Source organism: Arthrobacter sp. NPDC057259 (assembly GCF_042668995.1).
GTDB lineage: Bacteria > Actinomycetota > Actinomycetes > Actinomycetales > Micrococcaceae > Arthrobacter.
In genome coordinates, this window is sequence record NZ_JBHUYA010000009.1 from 1 (window position 1) to 18389 (window position 18389).

The 18389-nt window shown below is 68.4% G+C and carries 18 protein-coding genes and 1 tRNA gene; 6 read left to right on the top strand and 13 right to left on the bottom strand.

Features of this window, described 5'->3' with window-relative positions; all coding sequences use genetic code 11:
• Window positions 1–79: 79 nt before the first annotated feature.
• The 10 genes from ACFUCU_RS14270 to ACFUCU_RS14315 form a co-directional block, all read right to left on the bottom strand.
• Complete coding sequence (locus tag ACFUCU_RS14270; protein ID WP_377973183.1) at window positions 80–1921, bottom strand: 5'-nucleotidase C-terminal domain-containing protein; 1842 nt, start codon at window positions 1919–1921, stop codon at window positions 80–82.
• A 202-nt stretch (window positions 1922–2123) separates the two neighbouring features.
• Window positions 2124–2501 carry a 50S ribosomal protein L7/L12 gene (gene rplL / locus ACFUCU_RS14275; RefSeq protein WP_290255942.1) on the bottom strand — a complete coding sequence of 126 codons (378 nt, stop codon included), beginning with the start codon at window positions 2499–2501 and terminating at the stop codon, window positions 2124–2126.
• Between the two features lie 76 nt (window positions 2502–2577).
• Window positions 2578–3159 carry a 50S ribosomal protein L10 gene (gene rplJ, locus ACFUCU_RS14280; protein WP_364133372.1) on the bottom strand — a complete coding sequence of 194 codons (582 nt, stop codon included), beginning with the start codon at window positions 3157–3159 and terminating at the stop codon, window positions 2578–2580.
• 292 nt (window positions 3160–3451) lie between these two features.
• The gene (locus ACFUCU_RS14285) at window positions 3452–4570 is read right to left on the bottom strand and encodes a GNAT family N-acetyltransferase (protein WP_377973184.1); all 1119 of its coding nucleotides are present in this window, start codon (window positions 4568–4570) and stop codon (window positions 3452–3454) included.
• Window positions 4571–4707: 137 nt separating this feature from the next.
• Window positions 4708–5823 carry a GNAT family N-acetyltransferase gene (locus ACFUCU_RS14290; protein ID WP_377973185.1) on the bottom strand — a complete coding sequence of 372 codons (1116 nt, stop codon included), beginning with the start codon at window positions 5821–5823 and terminating at the stop codon, window positions 4708–4710.
• Window positions 5824–5933: 110 nt separating this feature from the next.
• On the bottom strand, window positions 5934–6641 hold the full coding sequence (gene rplA, locus ACFUCU_RS14295) for a 50S ribosomal protein L1 (protein ID WP_290255946.1): 708 nt from the start codon (window positions 6639–6641) through the stop codon (window positions 5934–5936).
• A 185-nt stretch (window positions 6642–6826) separates the two neighbouring features.
• The gene (gene rplK, locus ACFUCU_RS14300) at window positions 6827–7258 is read right to left on the bottom strand and encodes a 50S ribosomal protein L11 (RefSeq protein WP_003803853.1); all 432 of its coding nucleotides are present in this window, start codon (window positions 7256–7258) and stop codon (window positions 6827–6829) included.
• A 130-nt stretch (window positions 7259–7388) separates the two neighbouring features.
• A complete protein-coding gene (gene nusG / locus ACFUCU_RS14305) occupies window positions 7389–8216 on the bottom strand; it encodes a transcription termination/antitermination protein NusG (RefSeq protein ID WP_377973186.1) in 828 nt (275 codons plus the stop codon).
• A 111-nt stretch (window positions 8217–8327) separates the two neighbouring features.
• Window positions 8328–8612: a preprotein translocase subunit SecE gene (secE, locus tag ACFUCU_RS14310; protein ID WP_377973187.1), complete on the bottom strand. Its 285-nt coding sequence runs from the start codon at window positions 8610–8612 to the stop codon at window positions 8328–8330.
• A gap of 79 nt (window positions 8613–8691) precedes the next feature.
• Window positions 8692–8764, bottom strand: a tRNA-Trp gene (locus ACFUCU_RS14315).
• 213 nt (window positions 8765–8977) lie between these two features.
• Here ACFUCU_RS14315 and ACFUCU_RS14320 point away from each other — a divergent pair.
• The gene (locus ACFUCU_RS14320; RefSeq protein ID WP_377973188.1) at window positions 8978–10195 is read left to right on the top strand and encodes a pyridoxal phosphate-dependent aminotransferase; all 1218 of its coding nucleotides are present in this window, start codon (window positions 8978–8980) and stop codon (window positions 10193–10195) included.
• Window positions 10196–10362: 167 nt separating this feature from the next.
• Here the strand turns inward: ACFUCU_RS14320 and ACFUCU_RS14325 are convergent, their stop codons facing one another.
• Together ACFUCU_RS14325 and ACFUCU_RS14330 are read right to left on the bottom strand one after the other, a co-directional pair.
• Window positions 10363–11052: a response regulator transcription factor gene (locus ACFUCU_RS14325; RefSeq protein WP_290255949.1), complete on the bottom strand. Its 690-nt coding sequence runs from the start codon at window positions 11050–11052 to the stop codon at window positions 10363–10365.
• A complete protein-coding gene (locus ACFUCU_RS14330; protein ID WP_377973189.1) occupies window positions 11049–12479 on the bottom strand; it encodes a PspC domain-containing protein in 1431 nt (476 codons plus the stop codon). The genes ACFUCU_RS14325 and ACFUCU_RS14330 overlap by 4 nt, the downstream gene beginning before the upstream one ends.
• 125 nt (window positions 12480–12604) lie before the next feature.
• On the opposite strand from ACFUCU_RS14330, the gene ACFUCU_RS14335 reads away from it, so the two are divergent.
• From ACFUCU_RS14335 to ACFUCU_RS14355, 5 genes are all read left to right on the top strand, one after another.
• Entirely contained in the window at window positions 12605–14203 is a 1599-nt protein-coding gene (locus ACFUCU_RS14335) for a PspC domain-containing protein (protein WP_377973190.1), read from the top strand.
• Between the two features lies 1 nt (window position 14204).
• On the top strand, window positions 14205–14480 hold the full coding sequence (locus ACFUCU_RS14340) for a hypothetical protein (protein ID WP_377973191.1): 276 nt from the start codon (window positions 14205–14207) through the stop codon (window positions 14478–14480).
• Between the two features lie 3 nt (window positions 14481–14483).
• Entirely contained in the window at window positions 14484–14738 is a 255-nt protein-coding gene (locus ACFUCU_RS14345) for a PspC domain-containing protein (RefSeq protein WP_290255953.1), read from the top strand.
• A gap of 169 nt (window positions 14739–14907) precedes the next feature.
• Window positions 14908–15933 carry a 6-phosphofructokinase gene (locus ACFUCU_RS14350; protein WP_290255954.1) on the top strand — a complete coding sequence of 342 codons (1026 nt, stop codon included), beginning with the start codon at window positions 14908–14910 and terminating at the stop codon, window positions 15931–15933.
• A 54-nt stretch (window positions 15934–15987) separates the two neighbouring features.
• Window positions 15988–16698: a GNAT family N-acetyltransferase gene (locus ACFUCU_RS14355; RefSeq protein WP_377973192.1), complete on the top strand. Its 711-nt coding sequence runs from the start codon at window positions 15988–15990 to the stop codon at window positions 16696–16698.
• Between the two features lie 73 nt (window positions 16699–16771).
• On the opposite strand, the gene ACFUCU_RS14360 is transcribed toward ACFUCU_RS14355, so the two are convergent.
• Window positions 16772–18343 (bottom strand): DHA2 family efflux MFS transporter permease subunit, encoded by a 1572-nt coding sequence (locus ACFUCU_RS14360; RefSeq protein WP_377973193.1) that lies wholly within the window; start codon window positions 18341–18343, stop codon window positions 16772–16774.
• Window positions 18344–18389: the final 46 nt, after the last annotated feature.

Consider the following 18389-nt stretch of genomic DNA (forward strand, 5'->3'; position numbering starts at 1 on the left):
GCCCGGTTCGGGGGCGGGCCGCCGGGGCCCCGCGTCGTCCGTCGTCCCTAGGCTCCGGGACGGACCGCCGCGGCGGCCGTCAGGCGGTGACTGTCAGGGGCTGGTCGTTAACTGTCAGGCGCCAGTTCGACTGGCTGAATACCGCGGCGTCCAGGGTTCCCTGCGCCACCACGTAGTCGATGATCCGCTGCCGGATCTCCTGCTGGCTGTTCGAGAGCACCGGGGCGGCCTTGACCGCCGGGAAGTTGCCGCCGCCGCTCTGCCGGTAGTTGTTGATCGCCATGGCGAACGCCTTGCCCGCGGGCAGCGGGGCGCCGTCGTAGCTGAGGTTGCGGATCCGGTCCCCCACCGGCCGGGCGAGGTCGATCTCGTAGTTCAGCGGAGCGTCCAGGCCGTAGACAACGTCGTAGTTGTAGTCCGGGGTGCCGTTGGGGGCCAGCGCGGTGGCCGCGTTGGTGATTTGGTCCGCCCGCACACTGGTACCGCTGGCCGGCTTGAAGTACTGGGCCGACCACTCCAGGTAGTCTTTGACCTGCGCGCCGGTGACCTTGATGGCGAGCAAGGTGTTGTCGAAGATGTACAGCCCCGCCACGTCCCGGATGGTCAGCGGACCGGCCTTGACGTCCACCGACCGGGAGAACGCCGCGGCGATGGAGAGTACCGGGAGGCCGGCGGAGGGGCCGTTGGCGAGCTCGGCCTTGATGGTGCTGGCCTGGACGTAGTTGATGGCGTCGATCGCCGCGGAGTCGGACCAGCAGGCCGTCGCGGTGCTCAGCGGCGCGGTGCACGTGCCAATCACCTGGTTGACGTATTTGACGGTGGCGTCGTGGCCGGCCTGGACGGCGCCGACGACGGCGGGATCGGCGTCGACGGTCTTTGCGTCCAGGAGGTGGGCGTGCGCCGCGGCGACGCTCCACCGGCCCTGCTCCTTGCTCAGCTGCAGGTCGATCACGGCGACGCGCATGCCCCATTTGAGCGGCTCGGTCAGCAGCACCTGGCGGCCGGTGGCCTTGTTGGTCACGAAACGCTCCGGGATCTCCAGGTGGGCGTGGCCGACGAGGATCGCGTCGATGCCCGGGACCTCCTCGGCCAGCTGGGTGGAGGCATTCTCAGGGAACGGGAGGGCGTCACCGTAGGAGGAGCCCGGGGTGGCGCCCGAGTGGCTCGAGACGATGACGACGTCGGCGCCGGCCGCCTTCATCTCGGGGATGACGATTTTGGCTTCCTCGACGATGCCGTTGAAGTCCAGCTTGCCGTGGACGTTGTCGCGGTCCCAGAGCGCACACCCGGGCGTGACGAAGCCGACCAGGCCCACGGTGACCCAGCCGCTCTCGGTCTTGACGCGCTTGAGCACGTAGGGCGTGAACGCCCGGCTGCCGCTGACGGCGTCGTGGACGTTGGCGCCCAGGAGCGGGAAGTCCAGCTGCTTCTCCCACGTCCGCAGGAGGGGGATGCCGTAGTTGAATTCGTGGTTGCCGAGGGCGACGGCGTCGTAGCCGACGGCGTTCATGGCCAGCGCCATGGGGTGCTTCACCTCGGTGGAGATCGGGTTGACCTTGGCGAAGTAGTAGGCCAGCGGGGTCCCCTGGATGGTGTCGCCCGAGTCGATGGTCAGCGTGTTGGCGGCCCCGCGCTCGGCGCGTACCGCCTTAATGAGGGTGGCGGCCTGGGCGATGCCGATCTTGTTCCCGGCGGTGTCCGCGTAGGGGGCGTTCTTGAAGTAGTCCCAGTTGAAGACGTTGTTGTGCAGGTCGGTGGTGCCCAGGACGGTCAGGGTGAACTGCTTCTTCGCAGCCCCCTGGCCGCCGGCGTCTGCCTGCGCGGCCGGGGCTCCGGCAACGGCGGCCACCGCGGCACTGCCTCCGACGAAGGCTGCCGCGAGCATCGCGCGGCGGGACACGTGGGGGTTCGGATCGGTCATGGATGGACTCCTCGGGGTTGGCGGCCGATTGGCACAATGCCACAGTCTAGGCCGCCGGCACCCGGCTGAAAAGGAGAGGGGACGATCATTTTCCGAGCGTTTACCGGATGTTCTCTGCCCCGGAACGCAGGAAACCCCGCCCACCGGAGTGGACGGGGTTTCCCGGAGCTGAAAGGCGTGAGGCCTTCCGAAGAGCCGGTCGTTACTTGACGGTAACGGTGGCGCCGGCAGCCTCGAGCTGCTCCTTGGCCTTCTCGGCAGCTTCCTTGTTGGCGCCTTCGAGGACGGCCTTCGGGGCGCTGTCAACCAGGTCCTTGGCTTCCTTGAGGCCCAGGGAGGTGATGGCGCGAACTTCCTTGATCACTGCGATCTTCTTGTCGCCAGCAGCCTCGAGGATGACGTCGAAGTCAGTCTTCTCTTCGGCTTCCTCAGCGGCACCGCCACCGGCGGGGCCGGCGACAGCAACAGCAGCTGCGGTAACTTCGAAGGTCTCTTCGAAGAGCTTGACGAACTCGGAGAGCTCGATGATGGTCAGTTCCTTGAAAGCTTCAATGAGCTCTTCGTTGCTGAGCTTCGCCATGGTTTGGCGTCCTTCCTATAGTGGTGCTTGGCGGGCTTGGCCGTGCCGTCACACCGGAGTCTTGGGTGAGAGAGAGTTAGTTCTCTTCGGCGGCTGCGGCTTCGGCCGGAGCCTCGGCTTCTGCTGCGGGGGCTTCTTCAGCGGCGGGTGCTTCGGCTGCTGCCGGGGCACCGTTCTCTTCTTCAAGCTTGAGGCGCAGAGCGTCGATGATACGAGCGGCTGCGGCAGCAGGGGCCTTGAGGACTCCTGCGACCTTGGCGAGCTGGAGCTCGCGGGACTCGAGTGCTGCCAGGGCAGCAACTTCGGTGGCGTTCAGTGCCTTGCCCTCGAAGTAACCGGTCTTGATGACCAGCTGCTTGTTGGCCTTGGCAAAATCCGTCAGGCTCTTTGCAGCGGCAACTGCGTCACCCTTGATGAACGCGATTGCAGTGGGGCCGGCAAGCTGGCCGTCGAATGCTTCGACACCGGCTTCCTTGGCTGCAATGGCGGTCAGGGTGTTCTTGACGACCGAGAACTTGGTTTCCTGGCCGAGAGAAACACGCAGCTGCTTGAGCTGTGCAACGGTGAGCCCACGGTATTCGGTCAGGACAGCTGCGTTCGATTCCTTGAAATCGTTAGTGATCTCAGCTACTGCTGAAACCTTGCTAGGCGTTGCCATAACCCTCCTTCCGGGGATAAATGCCGGTGTGTCCGGGTCCCCTCAGGATCGCTAAACTAAAAACGCCCCGCGCAGATGCACGGGGCTTGTCTCGACGCGGCGTGCCGCGGAGCTTTGCTTCGTTCACCTGCGCCGGCCGCCCTGCGTTGAGGGGCCTTCGTCCGGAAACCAACTTGAATCCCCCGCACACAACTGCAGAAGTGAGCGATGCTCAGGAGAGTGGATTTCCAACAACCGACGGTCTTTGGTTCTTCTAGGGTACGGGATGGGGGCGGGCCCCACCAAATCGGGGTCAACTGGTGCTGGGCCTCAGGTCCGGGAGTTCCTTCTGCCACAGCCCGGTGACACCGGCCGTGGTGAAACCGAGCTTCTGGTTCACCGTGAGGAGATAGCGGTTTTCCGGGGCGTTCCAGGTGTAGAGCACCCGCGCGTCCGGGAACTGTTCCGACAGCCGTTCCATGTTGGCCAGTTTGATCAGCAGGCCCAGTTTATTGCCGCGGTGCTCGGCCAGCACCACGGTATCGTCCTGGAAGACGACGTCCGGGCGCAGTCCCAGGACACTGATGGTGGTCAGCCCCACCAGCGTGCCGCTGGCGATCTCCTCGACGGCGGTGACCACGGTCCGGCGGCCCTGCGCGATGGCGACGTCCTCGGTCTCGCGCAGGAGTTCGCCGTCGAACACCAGCGCGTCCTCTTCCTGCTCCGGCACCCCGCCGTCGCCCGCCCGGTTCTCCAGCAGGGCGACGGCCTCCAGCCAGCGGTCGGGGCACCGGTCGGTCCAGTGGTGCAGGCGGTAGCGCCCGGCATTGGCCTCCTCTGCCTCGGCCTGCAGGTCCGCCACCAGCTGGCTGTCCAGCGGCAGGGTGCAGGCGCTGAACTGTTCGATGTGCTGCAGCGTGTAGCCGGTGAGCCGGGCGAACTCCACCTCGCGGCTGTTCAGCGGGACGTACCCCCGGCCCGCCCCGGGGATCAGCTGGCCCGCCGACTGGTCCGCGAGCGTGACGCCGGGGTGGTTGGTGTCAATCAGGATGATCCGCCGGCCCTCGTCGCGGGCGAAGTGCTCGGCGGCCTCGAGCAGCTGGCGCCCAACGCCGTGACCCTGGAAGTCCGGGAGGATGTCCAGGGTGAACTCGGCCAGTTCCGTGTTGTCCGCGAGCGGCAGGGCGATGTCCACGGTCCCCACGATCCGTCCGTCCACCTTGGCCACCAGGATGACCTGGCGTTCATACGGGTCGGCCATTTCCAGCAGCTTCTCCTGAGGGGCATAGGCCAGGTCGTCGGTGCCCCAGGTCGCCATTCGGACCTTGCGTCCCACCTCGACGGCGGCGATGAAGTCCGCCGCGTCCTCCCCCTCCAACGAATCCGGGATCCAGAGCTGCTCGATCCGTACGTCGCCTGCCTGAGCGGTCATGTTCCCAGCCATTCTGCCGCATTAGCCTGGCCCCGCTGGTGCCAGGCTTTGAGCGTCAGCATATGCCCGAAACCCCCTGCGTTCCATGCCCCGCCACGGGGATTTTTGGTTGCCGGTAGGACCGGGGGCGGCGCAGGCTACTCCCCCGCCAGGCCCGGCCCGGTGACGCGTTGCCACTCGCCGTCCCAGCCCGCGGGCCGGAAGCCCAGGGCCTCGTTGATGGCGAGCATGTAGCCGTTTTCGGCCGCGTTGAAGGTGGTGACGCGTTCGACGGCGGGGGCAGCCCCGGCGAGACGGCGGAGGTTAGCGATCTTCACCAACATGCCCAAGCGGTGTCCGCGGTGCGGGGCGGCGACGAGGGTGTCGTCCTGCTCGGCCAGCCAGGGTTTACCGGCCGGGAGTTCCAGCACCGAGTATGCGGCGAGCTCCCCCGTGTCCCGGTGCCGTGCGGCGGCCACCAGCGAGGTGTTTCCGGCTTCCCGCCAGGTTTTCTCCACGTGCCGGACCCGCGCCGCGTCCCAGTGCTCCTCTTCGTAGCTGATGCCGCCGCTGGGGGCGTCGGAGCTCATCCTGGACATCAGGACGGCCAGCTGCGGCAGCAGCGCCTCCGGGCAGCGGTCCGTCCAGGTGAGGATGTCGTAGCCGCCGGCCTTCGCCAGCGCCTCGGATTCCAGCCGGTCAAACTCCGGGGCCGATGCCGCGACGTCCAGGCTGCTGTACCGCTCCACCTGTTCGAGCCGGTAGCCGGCGGCGGTGGCGAAGCGGACGCTGCGCGCCCCCGCCGGGAGGGCCCCGGTGCCGGTGGCGGGGCGCACCACGGCGCCGCCGTCGAGGTCGAAATCCGCACGGTGCTGGGTGGAGCCGAGGAACACGGACCGGTTCTCGGCGGCCGCGGCGGCTTCGGCGTGAGCCAGCAGGGCACGTCCGATGCCGCGCCCGGTGTGGGCCTGCAGCACCGCGACCTGGATCCCGGCGCGGTCGAGGTTTTCGGTCAGGCCCAGCCGGACGCTGGCCCGGGCCACCATCCGGCCTTCGGACCGGACGACGAAGAGCCGGGTCCGGCCGTACCCGGTCTCCTGCCAGAAGCGCAGGCGGGCCAGGGCCGCCGACGTCCGGTCGTGGTTGCCCCACGATTCGAGTGCCAGCACGTCGCAGAGTTCATTGAACTCCCGGAACTCCGCGGCGCCGTCGGCGTCGTCGTCGCGCGAGGCGGGGAGGCGCAGTTCGTCGATGCGGTGGGGTGCTGGATTCACCCGCACAGCCTAGCCGCGGTGCCGGCAACAGAAAAGACCGCCCCGCGGGTGCGGGACGGTCTTCGCTGGCGCGTGCCGCCGAGGGCGGCGCGGGCGCGGGGTCCGGAAGCTTACGCTTCGGTCAGGACCTTGGTGACGTTCGGGTCAACCGAGATGCCGGGGCCGAAGGTGGTGGCTACGGTGGCCTTCTGGATGTACCGGCCCTTGGAAGCGGACGGCTTGAGGCGCAGGACCTCTTCCAGTGCGGCGGCGTAGTTCTCGGCCAGCTTGACGGCGTCGAAGGAAACCTTGCCGATGATGAAGTGCAGGTTCGAGTGCTTGTCGACGCGGAAGTCGATCTTGCCGCCCTTGATGTCGTTGACAGCCTTGGTGACGTCAGCGGTCACGGTGCCGGTCTTCGGGTTCGGCATCAGGTTACGCGGACCCAGGACCTTACCGAGACGGCCAACCTTACCCATGAGGTCAGGGGTGGCGACGGCGGCGTCGAAGTCGGTCCAGCCGCCGGAGATCTTCTCGATCAGGTCGTCGGAGCCAACGAAGTCGGCGCCGGCTGCGATCGCGGCCTCGGCCTTGTCGCCGGTCGCGAAGACCAGGACGCGGGCGGTCTTACCGGTGCCGTGCGGCAGGTTGACCGTGCCGCGGACCATCTGGTCGGCCTTACGGGGATCGACGCCGAGGCGGAAGGCGACCTCAACGGTGGCGTCGAACTTGGACGGGTTGGTGTCCTTGGCGAGGGTCACTGCCTCGAACGGCGCGTAGAACTTCTCCGCGTCGATCTTGGCGGCGGCTGCCTCATATGCTTTGCTGCGCTTTGCCATGCTGCTGTTTCTCCTTGTGCAGTTGTGGTCTGCGGACCGCGCTGGGCCCTGCCACAGTCGGATATATCCGGACGGCGTGTCCGGGATTCCGATCTTTCGATAATTAGGGGGTGCCGGTTGCCCGACGGGTGCTGGTCACTGCCGTTCGCGGTGTTCCGCGGCGGTGCTCTCCCAGCGGGTGGGGGCTAGCCCTCGACGGTGATACCCATGGAGCGGGCGGTGCCGGCGATGATCTTCGCTGCGCCTTCGAGGCTGGTGGCGTTGAGGTCTTCCATCTTGGTGGAGGCGATCTCGTTGACCTGGGCCTGGGTCAGCTTGGCAACCTTGACGGTGTGCGGGGTAGCCGAACCCTTAGCGACGCCTGCAGCCTTCTTGATCAGCTCGGCGGCCGGCGGGGTCTTGGTGATGAACGTGAACGAGCGGTCCTCGTAAACGGTGATTTCAACCGGGATGACGTTGCCGCGCTGGGCTTCCGTTGCAGCGTTGTACGCCTTGCAGAATTCCATGATGTTGACACCGTGCTGGCCGAGCGCAGGACCGATCGGCGGGGCCGGGTTAGCGGCACCTGCCTGGATCTGCAGCTTGATGAGGCCGGTGACCTTCTTCTTGGGAGCCAATGTAGGGTCCTTCTCTCAATTTCGTCCTGGGACACAGGAGCGTGTCCCAGGTGGTTGGCCGCCATGGCGAGGCGGCCGGCCGCTCCGGGGCCGCAAAGCGGGCAGCCTGGAGCGAATTCTGTAATCGGTGCTAGATCTTGCTGACCTGGTTGAACGCCAGGGTGACCGGGGTTTCGCGCTCGAAGATGGAGACGAGGACCACCAGGGTCTGGGATTCGGGCTTGATCTCCGAGATCGTGGCGGGCAGGGTCTCGAACGGGCCCTCCTTGACGATGACGGACTCGCCAACCTCGAAGTCCACGGCAACCGGGGTCTGGTTCTGCTTGTTAACCGGCTTGCCCTTCTCGGCCTGCTCGCCCTCGAAGACGGGGGCCAGCATGGAGAAGACCTCGTCCAGGCGCAGCGGCACCGGGTTGTGGGCGTTGCCCACGAAGCCGGTCACGCCGGGGGTGTGGCGGACGGCGCCCCATGAGGCGTCGGTCAGGTCCATGCGCACCAGCACGTAGCCGGGGATCCGGACGCGGTTGATGATCTTGCGCTGGGCGTTCTTGATCTCGACGACTTCTTCCATCGGGACCTGGATTTCGAAGATGTAATCTTCCATGTCCAGGGTCTGGATGCGGGTCTCGAGGTTGGCCTTCACGCGGTTCTCGTAGCCGGCGTAGGAGTGGATGACGTACCAGTCACCTTCCTGGCGGCGCAGCTTGGCCTTGAATTCCTCGGCGGGGTCGGCTTCGGCCGCGGCGGCAGCGGCTGCCAGGGCATCGCCTTCTTCCGCCTCGCCCTCGTCCTCGGAGCCGGCGGAAGCCTCGTCCTCGGCGTCGTTCGCGTCAGCGTCGGCGGCGTCGTCGAATTGGGGCGCAGCAGCCGGAGCCTCGGACTCCTCCGCGGCTTCCGCCGCGGCGTCCTGGCTCTTCTCCAGCTCAGTCTCAGTTACCTCGAGCTCCTGCTCAGACACTTGGTCTCCTGCTTCCTCATTGCCTAACATGCCTATTTAAATGACTCAATTCCGCACACCCCGTTACTGCCCCGATTTCCCGGGGCGGCACGCGGCCTGCGGACGGTCGCCTTAGCGGTCCGTGGGACCCGTTCCGCCGAAGACCCAGCCGACGCCGGTCCCGAAGGCCAGGTCCAGCAGGGTGACGACGACCATCATGATGACCACGAACACCAGCACCACGAGCGTGTAGTTGACCAGTTCCTTGCGGGTGGGCGCGACGACCTTCCTCAGTTCGCCGATGACCTGGCGGAAGAAGAGTGCGATCCGGGCGAAGAAGCCGGCCTTGGGGGCTTTCTTGGCGGGGCGGCCTTTGGAGCTGCTGGCAGCTGTTTCGGTCACCTGACCCTCACTCATCCTCGCGATGTCGGATACCCGGCTCCGGACTGAACCATGGTTGCTGCGCTGGTTCCGGTGCATTCCGGAACAGCTTGCGCAGGGCAGACAGGACTCGAACCTGCAACCTGCGGTTTTGGAGACCGCTGCGCTACCAATTGCGCCACTACCCTATGGATTAAAAACCGTGCCGGCGGCGGACTGAACAGGTTTCCCTGAGGCGCACGCCATCATCGTGTTTTCAACACCGGAGATCCATTCTACGCATGAACTACGTCCACGTCGAACCGGCTCCCTGGCATCCCGGAGGATCCGGTGAACAGCATAGAGTAGATTCCGTCGAATCCCACATCCAGCCCCGTGCTGACGCGAAGAACGGACCCGCGATGCCTGCCGCCCGCATTTCCAAGCGCATTTCCGCCATAGCCGAATCCGCCACCTTGGCCGTCGATGCCAAGGCGAAGGCACTGAAGGCGGCTGGACGTCCGGTCATCGGGTTCGGTGCCGGCGAGCCCGACTTCCCGACTCCGGGCTACATCGTGGATGCCGCCATCGAGGCCGCCCGCCAGCCCAAGTACCACCGTTACTCCCCCGCCGGCGGGCTCCCCGAGCTGAAGCAAGCCATCGCGGAGAAGACTTTCCGGGACTCCGGCTACAGGTGCGAGGCGTCACAGGTCCTGGTGACCAACGGCGGCAAGCAGGCCGTCTACAACACCTTCGCCACACTGCTGGATCCGGGTGACGAGGTCATTGTCCCTGCACCCTTCTGGACCACCTACCCGGAAGCCATCCGGCTGGCCGGCGGCGTGCCGGTGGAGGTCTTCGCCGGGCCGGAGCAGGGTTACCTGGTGACCGTCGAGCAGCTCGAGGCCTCCGTCACGGAGCGGACCAAGATCCTGCTGTTCGTCTCCCCCTCGAACCCCACGGGCGCCGTCTACTCCCCCGAGCAGGTCGCCGCGATCGGCGAGTGGGCCGCAGCCAAGGGCCTGTGGGTGGTCACCGATGAGATCTACGAGCACCTGACCTACGACGGCGTGCCGTTCACCTCGATCGCCACGGCCGTGCCTGCCCTCGGGGACAAGGTGGTCATCCTCAACGGCGTCGCCAAGACCTATGCCATGACCGGCTGGCGGGTGGGATGGATGATCGGCCCGGCCGACGTCATCAAGGCCGCCACCAACCTGCAGTCGCACGCGACCTCCAACGTCTCCAACGTCCCGCAGATCGCGGCACTGGCAGCCGTCTCCGGTCCGCTGACCGCCGTGGAGGAAATGAAGGTGGCCTTCGACCGCCGCCGCAAGGCGATCGTCTCCGGGCTGAACGCGATCGAGGGCGTCGACTGCCCCACCCCCAAGGGCGCGTTCTACGTCTACGCGGACGTCCGCGCACTGCTGGGCAAGGAATTCCCGACGGCGAACGGGCCGGTGGCGCCGTCGACGTCGGCCGAGCTCGCCGCGCTGATCCTCGACGAGGTCGAGGTGGCCGTGGTTCCCGGTGAGGCGTTCGGCCCCTCCGGCTACCTGCGCCTGTCCTACGCCCTCGGCGACGAGGACCTGGCCACCGGCGTCGGACGCCTGCAGGAATTCCTGGGCAAGGCCAAGTAACCGACGCTCCCTCACCTTCGGCAGCGAAACGAGCGACGCTCCCTCACATCCTTCCGGGACGTGAGGGAGCGTCCGCTTTAACCCGGCTAAACGTGAGGGAGCATCGGTGTTAACCCGGCCGAACGTGAGGGAGCGTCGGGTTTTATGTCACCGGATCTGAGGGAGGGTCAGAGCAGGCGGCGTTCGGCGGCCCAGCGGGTCAGTTCGTGCCGGCTGGAGAGCTGGAGCTTGCGGAGCACGGCCGAGACGTGGGTCTCCACGGTCTTGATGGAGATAAACAGTTCCTTGGCCACCTCCTTGTAGCTGTACCCTCGCGCGATCAGCCGCATCACCTCGAGTTCGCGGGCCGAGAGCCGGTCCAGCTCGTCGTCGGCGATGTCTGCGGGTGAGGTCCCGAAGGCGTCCAGCACGAAACCGGCGAGCCGCGGGGAGAAGACCGCGTCCCCGCCCGCCACGCGGCGCACGGCGTTACTGATTTCTGCGCCGGAGATGGATTTGGTGACGTAGCCGCGGGCCCCGGCACGGATCACGGAGACGACGTCCTCGGCGGCGTCGGAGACGCTCAGGGCCAGGAAGCGGGTGGTGCCCAGCAGCGCGGCGCAGCCGGCCAGGACGTCCCGGCCACCGCCGCCGGTTCCGCCCGGCAGGTGCACGTCGAGCAGCACCACGTCCGGAAGGGCCTCGCCGATGACACGCACGGCGTCCTCGACGGTGGCGGCCTCCCCCACAACGGCGATCCCGGCGTCGAGGTCAGCCTTCAGGCCGGAGCGGAAGATGGCGTGGTCGTCCACGATCACCACCCGGGTGGCGGGGACGGGGGCTCCCGCGGGCAGGGGGCTGTCGGGCTGGCTGGTCATGGCGTGTCCTTCGTGGTGGTGCCGGCGGGTGTGTGCCGAGTCGGTACGGGCGAGGTGGCGGCGGACGACGGCGTCGGTGCCAGCGTCGGTGCCGGGGCCGGGGCGGGCGTTGCCGGCGTGGCCGGCGACGCAGGCGGCGTCGCCGTGTCGGGGACCAGGGGCAGGCTGAGCCGGACCTCGGTGCCGTCCGGGTTGCTGACGATCACAGCCGTTCCGCCGTGCCGCCGCATCCGGCCGATGATGGATTCACGCACGCCCAGCCGGTCCGCGGGGATGGCGGCCGGGTCGAATCCCGGGCCGCGGTCCTTCACGAAGATTTCCGCGGCCCCGCCGGTGGCTTCGAGGTACACGGAGACGGGGCCGCCGCCGTGCCGTGCGGCGTTCAGCATGGCCTCCCGGGCGGCCATGACGAGGGCCTCCAGCCTTCCGGTCATGGCGCTGTCCCCGACACTGACGACGTCGACGGGCTGGCCCAGCGCGTCTTCCACCTCCGCGGCGGCGGCCTGGAGGGCATCCGAGAGCTGCCCCTCGTCCCGTTCCGCGTTGCGGTACAGCCAGCCGCGGAGCTCGCGCTCCTGGGCCCGGGCCAGGCGGATGACGTCCTGTTCGTTGCCGGCCCGGCGCTGGATCAGCGCGAGGGTCTGCAGCACCGAGTCGTGCAGGTGGGCGGCGATCTCGGCCCGTTCGGTGGCGCGGACCCGGCCCTCCCGTTCGGTCTCGAGGTCGCGCCAGAACTTCAGCCCCCAGGGCAGCAGCACCAGCGCGACGCCGCCCAGGACCGCCACCGAGGCCAGGAGTGCCAGCCAGGTCTGCTGCCAGGATCCGGAGCCGGAGACCATCACCAGGACCCCGGCCACCACCAGCGCCAGGCCGGCCGCGAGCCGTGCCCAGCCGCCGGCCTGGTTTGCCTTGGCCTTGTCCATGATCCCGGTCCGGCGGGTCTCATCCAGTTGCATCCAGGCGATGGCGGCGCCGCCGAGGATCGCGGCCACGGGAATCAGGGTTCCCAGCGGGACGTCCAGTCCCAACAGCCGCGCCACCAGGATCCCGGCGGCCAGCAGCAGCCCCACGCCCAGGAGGATCTCCTTCCCGTAGGGCATGCCGGCAAGCCGGAAACGCCACGGCTCCCCGGCGGTGGCCGTGTTTCCTTGGGCGTCCGGGGATTGCACGGGGGCGCTCACGGCTGGGGCGATGGGCGACGCCGGAGGCCGGGCGTTGCGGCGGGCGCTCTCGTCCGCGGTCGGCACCATGATCCAGAGCCAGGCGTAGAACGCGACGCCGGCGCCGCCGGCGAACGCGGCCACCACCATCCCGGCGCGGATCATCTGCACGGGCCAGCCCAGGTGGCGGGCGAGCCCAGCGCAGACACCGGCGATCATGCGGTCGCCGCCGCGGGTCAGCGGTGGGCGGAGTGGCGCGGTGGTCATGGATCCATCCAAGCACGGCAGGGGCCTTCCGGAGGCGGTTCACGGCCCGAACCGGGGGCCGGTCAGGGACCGGTCAGGGGTTTCCCCAGTAGAGCGGACGGTCCCGCCGGCGGGAGGATCGAACTATGAACACGCACCCTGACCCCGATGAGGTCCCGGCCGCCGACAGCCAGCCGGACGGCCGTCCCGCCAGTGACCCGGCGGACAGCACGGCGGACGCCTCCGCGCCCTCGTCTTCCGGACCGTCGCAGGCTTCCTCGGCGGAACCGGACGGCGCGCCCCGGTATGCACCGCCGTCGTACACCCCGCCGCCCTACACCCCTCCCTCCGGTGGCACCCCGCCGTACACGCCGCCCCCGGGGCCGCCCTACGCCGGCGACCGTCGGCCGACCGGGTCCCAGCAGAACTTCTTCGATTGGATCCGCAGCCACGGCATCCACCGGGGCCGCGAGCGTTGGGTGGCCGGTGTGGCCAGCGGCATCGCCCGGCGGTTGGGCGTCGATCCCCTGATTGTGCGCGGCATCCTTATCGTCCTGACGGTCTTCGCCGGCGTCGGAGTCCTGCTGTATGGGCTGGCCTGGGCCCTGCTGCCCGAACCCGACGGCCGGATCCACGTCCAGGAGGCGGCCGCCGGAAGGTGGAGCACCGGTATGACCGGCGCGCTGATCACCACGCTGATCGGCTTCCCGAGTCTGGGCAACGGCGTCTGGGGCTGGGACCGGTACGGTTTCGGCGCCGTCGTGTGGACTGTCTTCTGGGTGGGCGGGGCGATCTACGCTTTCTACTACTTCTCCCAGCGGGGCAGGACGCGCCGGCCCGCCGAGACCCACGGCGCCGGGTTCCCGCCGCAGGGCCCAGCGGCAACCGGCCCTACTGCAACCGGCCCTGGATCGTATGGTCCGGCACCGGCCGGGACCGGCACCCCGGCGGGTTCCCCGTCAGGCGGCACCCCGCCCGTGGGCACCTATCCGGCCGCCTCGTATCCCACCACGATCTACCCCACCGGGCCGGACTACACGGCGTCGCCCGCGGCCACCGCGCCGGGCTATACCGCAGGCCCGTCCGCATATGCGCCGGTACCCGCTCCGAAGGTCAGGTCCGCCGGTCCCGGCGCCCCCGCCGTCGCCGTCACGACCGGCCTCGCTCTTCTGGCGGGCGGCGGGCTAAAGGCTCTCGACGCCGTCCACGCAATCAACCTCGGACCGGCCGGCAACGCGGTGGTCTGGGCGGTGGGAGCCGCTGTCCTGGGCCTCGGCATCCTGGTCTGCGGCCTGCGCGGCCGTGGTGCCGGCATCCTCAGCTTCTTCGCCGTGGTGGCGCTGGTCACCGGGGCGGTCTACGGCCTGGTCCCGAACGCGGACCGGGCACGGTTCCAGAACGTCGACTGGGCGCCCACCACCATCGGGCAGGCCGCGGACGGCTTCGACATCACCGGCGGCAGCGGCACGGTGGACCTGACCCGGCTGGACCTGAACGCACCGCTGAGCTCCGACGTCGTGGTGCCTCTGGACGCGACCGCCAGCAACATCACCGTGCTGATTCCGCGTAACGTCCCCGTGCAGATCCGGGCGGACCTGACGATGGGAAACCTCAACGACTCCAACGGCAACCATGGCGGCATGACCAGCCAGCAGAGCGACTACAACACGGACGTCGCCGGGTCCCGCCTGGTCATCAAAGTCTCCGGCACCCTGAGCAACATCACCGTGAAGGAAGGGAACTGACATGAGCAGCTACGACCCGGGAACCACCCCGGACGGCACCCCGTTGGTCACGGAGAACGCACCCGCCAGCGAGGGCGCCCGGGTGGGGACGGTGGTGTGGGGGCTGATCGTGCTGGCCCTCGCCGCCCTGATCATCATTTCCCGCCTGGGCCTGGTGGTCCTGAACGGGACCTATGTCCTGATCGGCCTGATGATCGGGGCCGGCGCGGCCCTCGTGATCGGCGGCCTGGTCTCCGCCCGCAAGCGTGACAAAGCCACTACTACAAGGAAGTCTTAATCCATGGAAAAGTTCTTCAGCATTGTCCGGGGCCTCGGCCTGCGCCGGGGACCGCAGCGGTGGCTCGGCGGTGTCTGCGGCGGCATCGCGGCCAGGCTCAACGTGGACGTCGCCTACGTCCGGATCGCGTTCCTCCTCTTCGCCCTGCTGCCCGGCCCGGCCTTCGTGTTCTACCTGGCCGCCTGGGCCCTCCTCCCGGACCAGCAGAACGCCATCATCGCCCAGACGTTCCTGGAGCGCCGCGCGAACCGCCCCTGACCCCGGCTCATGATTGACGCTGCCCCCGCCACCGCCCGTGGCGGGGGCAGCGTGCGTCCGGGCCTCCGGAACCGGTTTGTGTCCTGCCCCACATCCCCGGCTAAACTTCTTGGTGAGCTCAGCGTGGCGCTCTGCCCGTACACCTTCAAACCAGGATTTGAGCCCAGACATGAAAATTGGAATCCTCACCAGCGGCGGCGACTGCCCCGGACTGAACGCCGTCATCCGTGGCGCCGTTCTCAAGGGCATCGCGGTCCACGGCCACGAGTTCGTGGGATTCCTGGACGGCTGGCGCGGTGTCGTCGAGGGCGACATCATCGAGATTCCCCGGACCATGGTCCGCGGCATCGCCAAGCAGGGCGGCACCATCCTGGGCACCTCCCGCACCAACCCGTTTGAAAACAACGGCGGCCCCGAGGTCATCAAGGCCCACATGGACCGGCTGGGCATCGACGCCATCATCGCAATCGGCGGCGAGGGCACCCTCGCGGCCGCCAAGCGCCTCACCGACGCCGGCCTCAAGATCGTCGGCGTCCCCAAGACCGTCGACAACGACCTCGACGCCACGGACTACACCTTCGGCTTCGACACTGCCGTCGAAATCGCCACCGAGGCGATCGACCGGCTGCGGACCACCGGTGAATCCCACCACCGCACCATGATCGCCGAGGTCATGGGCCGGCACGTGGGCTGGATCGCCCTGCACGCCGGCATGGCCTCCGGCGCCCACGCCATCCTCATCCCCGAGCAGCAGGCCTCCATGGAGCAGATCACCGAATGGGTGGTCTCCGCCCATGAGCGCGGCCGCGCACCTCTGGTGGTCGTCGCGGAGGGCTTCGTCCCCGAGGGCCAGGAATCGCCGCACTCCGAGCGCGGACTGGACACCTTTGGCCGCCCCCGGCTGGGCGGCATCGCCGAACTGTTGGCCCCCGAACTCGAGGCCCGCACCGGCATCGAAACCCGCGCCACGGTCCTCGGCCACATCCAGCGCGGCGGCGTTCCCACCGCCTTCGACCGGGTCCTCGCCACCCGCCTCGGCATGGCGGCCATCGACTCTGTGGTGGAGGAGCGCTGGGGCACCATGGTCTCGCTCAATGGCACGGACATCGTCCACGTCGGTTTCGAGGCGGCCCTGGGCAACCTCAAGAGCGTCCCGCAGCACCGCTACGAGGAAGCCGCCGTCCTCTTCGGCTAGGCCGCCGCAGCCGGGGTGGGCCGGCGCAGTTACCGGTCTGGGTAGGGTTGAACCATGACACTCACGCCCGGCTCCGCCGACATCATCCAGCTCGCGTGGGCCCGCCGTTTGGGGCTCGACGACGGCGCGTTCGCGGCCTCCGGCGGGCAGCGCGTCACACGCGTCGTCGACGACGCCCGGGCGCTGCAGTTCGTCCGGCTGTTCGGCGGTTCGGCCTTGGTGGGACCGGGTTGGGCGCTGGAAGCCGCCGAAGCCTACTCCGACGAGGAGCTGGCCCAGCACGTCACACTCCTGACGATCACCCGTGCCCGGGGCGGCCACGGCCTCGGCGCCGCAGCCCTCTTCTTCGCCGATGACCTGCCCCTGAGGCAGCCTGCCGAGGAGCTCACCGTCTCCCACGGCAACCCCGAGGCCATCGAGCTCGAGGGCCTGTGCCCGCCGGACGACGTCAACGAGGTGGGCTTGGCGGACCTGGAAAACCGGTTCACCATCATGCACGTCGAGGACGGCCACCGTTCCCCCGTGGCCTGCGGCGCCTACAGCGAGTGGGAGGGGATCCTGGCGCACCTTGGGGTCCTGGTGGCACCGGAGTGGCGCCGGCGCGGGCTCGGGACGCTGGCCGCGTCTATAGCCGCCCACGAGGCCCTCGCCTCAGGGTTGACCCTGCAGTGGCGTGCCGATGTCAGCAACAAGGGTTCGCTGGCCCTCGCGCGGAGCCTGGGCTTCACCGCCGGCGGAATCCAGACCAGCGTCCTGCTGGGCTAGAGCAGCCCCTGCGGCCCCGGCCCCTCAGGGCCGCTCGACGGGGCATCCCATCGAGCGGCCCGGGCGAATCGCCTTAGACCTGCCGGGCTTCCACGCCGTCGGCCACGGCGTCGCGGCCGCCGTCCGTCGCGGGCTCCGGAGCTGCGGACTCCGACGTCGGCTTGGACTCCGTTGCCGGAGCCGTCCACGGCTGGGTGACCTGGGGCTTGGCGAAGAACAGCGCCACGGCTGCACCGAGCAGGATGACGACGGCGGGCAGCAGGATGGACTGGCCCATCGCCGTCGAGAACCCCTCATGCAGCTGCGGCGGCAGCGCGCCGCCAAAGGCCATCGGGCTGGCGTTGCCGGCCGATCCCGGCGCGGCGGGAAGCTCTGCGGCCAGCCGGGACTGGATCAACACGGCAATCGCGGCGCTGCCCAGGACGGCGCCGATCTGTCGGGTGGTGTTGTAGACGCCTGAGCCGGCGCCGGCCTGCCGCGGCGGCAGGTTGCGGGTGGCGGTGGAGCTCAGCGGAGCCCAGATACCGGCGTTGGCGAAGCCGAGGACGGTGCTGGGCAGCAGGAACAGCCAGATGGGCGTGTCCGGGTGCATCAGCGAGGAGTTCCAGAAGAGGGCCACGGACATCAGGACCAGACCGGTGGCCGTGATGTACTTCGGGTTGACCCGGTCGATGATCCGGCCGACCACCGGGGCCAGGCCGCCGGAGATAACGGCCATGGGCACCATCATCAGCGCCGACTGCGTGGGCGTGAGGCCGCGGACCACCTGGTAGTAGAAGATCAGGGGCAGGCCGAAGCCGGTGACCGTGAAGCCAACCGAGGTGATGGCGATATTGGCCAGCGAAAAGTTGCGGTCCTTGAACAGGCCCAGCGGCAGGAGCGGTTCGCCCTTGTTGAAGTGCTGCCAGAGGACGAAGCCTACGAGCACGATGATGCCGGCGATGATCAGGCCCCACACGGTGATCGGGCCGCTGATGGTGCCCCAATTGAAGGTCTCGCCCTCCTGGATGCCGAACACCAGCAGGAACAGGCCGACGGCGCTGAGCAGCACGCCGGGGATGTCGAACTTGTGCGGGTGGGTGCCCAGCGCCGGGACGAACCGGGAGGCCAGCACGAAGCCGACGATCCCGACCGGAATGTTGATGAAGAAGATCCATTCCCAGCCAAGCCCGTCCACCAGCACGCCGCCCAGGATGGGGCCCACCAGGGTGGCGACGCCGGCGGTGGCGCCCCAGATGCCCATGGCGGCACCGCGGCGGTCCGGCGGGAAAATCCTGGTGATGACGGCCATGGTCTGCGGCGTCATCAGCGCGGCACCGAGGCCCTGCAGCACCCGGGCTGCGATCAAGGTCTGGATGTCGCCGGAGAGCCCGCACCAGAGTGAGGCGAGGGTGAAGACCACCAGGCCGGTGAGGTAGAGCCGCTTCGGACCGAAGCGGTCGCCCAGGCGTCCGGTGATCAGCAGCGGCACCGCGTAGGCCAGCAGGTAGGCGCTGGTCACCCAGATCACCGAGTTGATGTCGGCGTTGAGTCCTTCCATGATCTTCGGGTTCGCCACCGAGACGATGGTGGTGTCGATCAGGATCATGAAGAACCCAATCACCAGGGACCAGAGGGCCGCCCAGGGCCGCGCTACGTTTTCCATCGGTTCTTCCTTTAGGTGCTTACTGCCGGGGTGAAGGTGGAGCGTT

What these genes read in the sequence shown, in the direction of transcription:
- ACFUCU_RS14270 (WP_377973183.1), bottom strand. Translation starts at nt 1,921, where the DNA reads ATGACCGATCCGAACCCCCACGTGTCCCGCCGCGCGATGCTCGCGGCA.
- rplL (WP_290255942.1), bottom strand. Translation starts at nt 2,501, where the DNA reads ATGGCGAAGCTCAGCAACGAAGAGCTCATTGAAGCTTTCAAGGAACTG.
- rplJ (WP_364133372.1), bottom strand. Translation starts at nt 3,159, where the DNA reads ATGGCAACGCCTAGCAAGGTTTCAGCAGTAGCTGAGATCACTAACGAT.
- ACFUCU_RS14285 (WP_377973184.1), bottom strand. Translation starts at nt 4,570, where the DNA reads ATGACCGCTCAGGCAGGCGACGTACGGATCGAGCAGCTCTGGATCCCG.
- rplA (WP_290255946.1), bottom strand. Translation starts at nt 6,641, where the DNA reads ATGGCAAAGCGCAGCAAAGCATATGAGGCAGCCGCCGCCAAGATCGAC.
- secE (WP_377973187.1), bottom strand. Translation starts at nt 8,612, where the DNA reads ATGAGTGAGGGTCAGGTGACCGAAACAGCTGCCAGCAGCTCCAAAGGC.
- ACFUCU_RS14320 (WP_377973188.1), top strand. Translation starts at nt 8,978, where the DNA reads ATGCCTGCCGCCCGCATTTCCAAGCGCATTTCCGCCATAGCCGAATCC.
- ACFUCU_RS14325 (WP_290255949.1), bottom strand. Translation starts at nt 11,052, where the DNA reads ATGACCAGCCAGCCCGACAGCCCCCTGCCCGCGGGAGCCCCCGTCCCC.
- ACFUCU_RS14330 (WP_377973189.1), bottom strand. Translation starts at nt 12,479, where the DNA reads ATGACCACCGCGCCACTCCGCCCACCGCTGACCCGCGGCGGCGACCGC.
- ACFUCU_RS14335 (WP_377973190.1), top strand. Translation starts at nt 12,605, where the DNA reads ATGAACACGCACCCTGACCCCGATGAGGTCCCGGCCGCCGACAGCCAG.
- ACFUCU_RS14340 (WP_377973191.1), top strand. Translation starts at nt 14,205, where the DNA reads ATGAGCAGCTACGACCCGGGAACCACCCCGGACGGCACCCCGTTGGTC.
- ACFUCU_RS14345 (WP_290255953.1), top strand. Translation starts at nt 14,484, where the DNA reads ATGGAAAAGTTCTTCAGCATTGTCCGGGGCCTCGGCCTGCGCCGGGGA.
- ACFUCU_RS14350 (WP_290255954.1), top strand. Translation starts at nt 14,908, where the DNA reads ATGAAAATTGGAATCCTCACCAGCGGCGGCGACTGCCCCGGACTGAAC.
- ACFUCU_RS14355 (WP_377973192.1), top strand. Translation starts at nt 15,988, where the DNA reads ATGACACTCACGCCCGGCTCCGCCGACATCATCCAGCTCGCGTGGGCC.
- ACFUCU_RS14360 (WP_377973193.1), bottom strand. Translation starts at nt 18,343, where the DNA reads ATGGAAAACGTAGCGCGGCCCTGGGCGGCCCTCTGGTCCCTGGTGATT.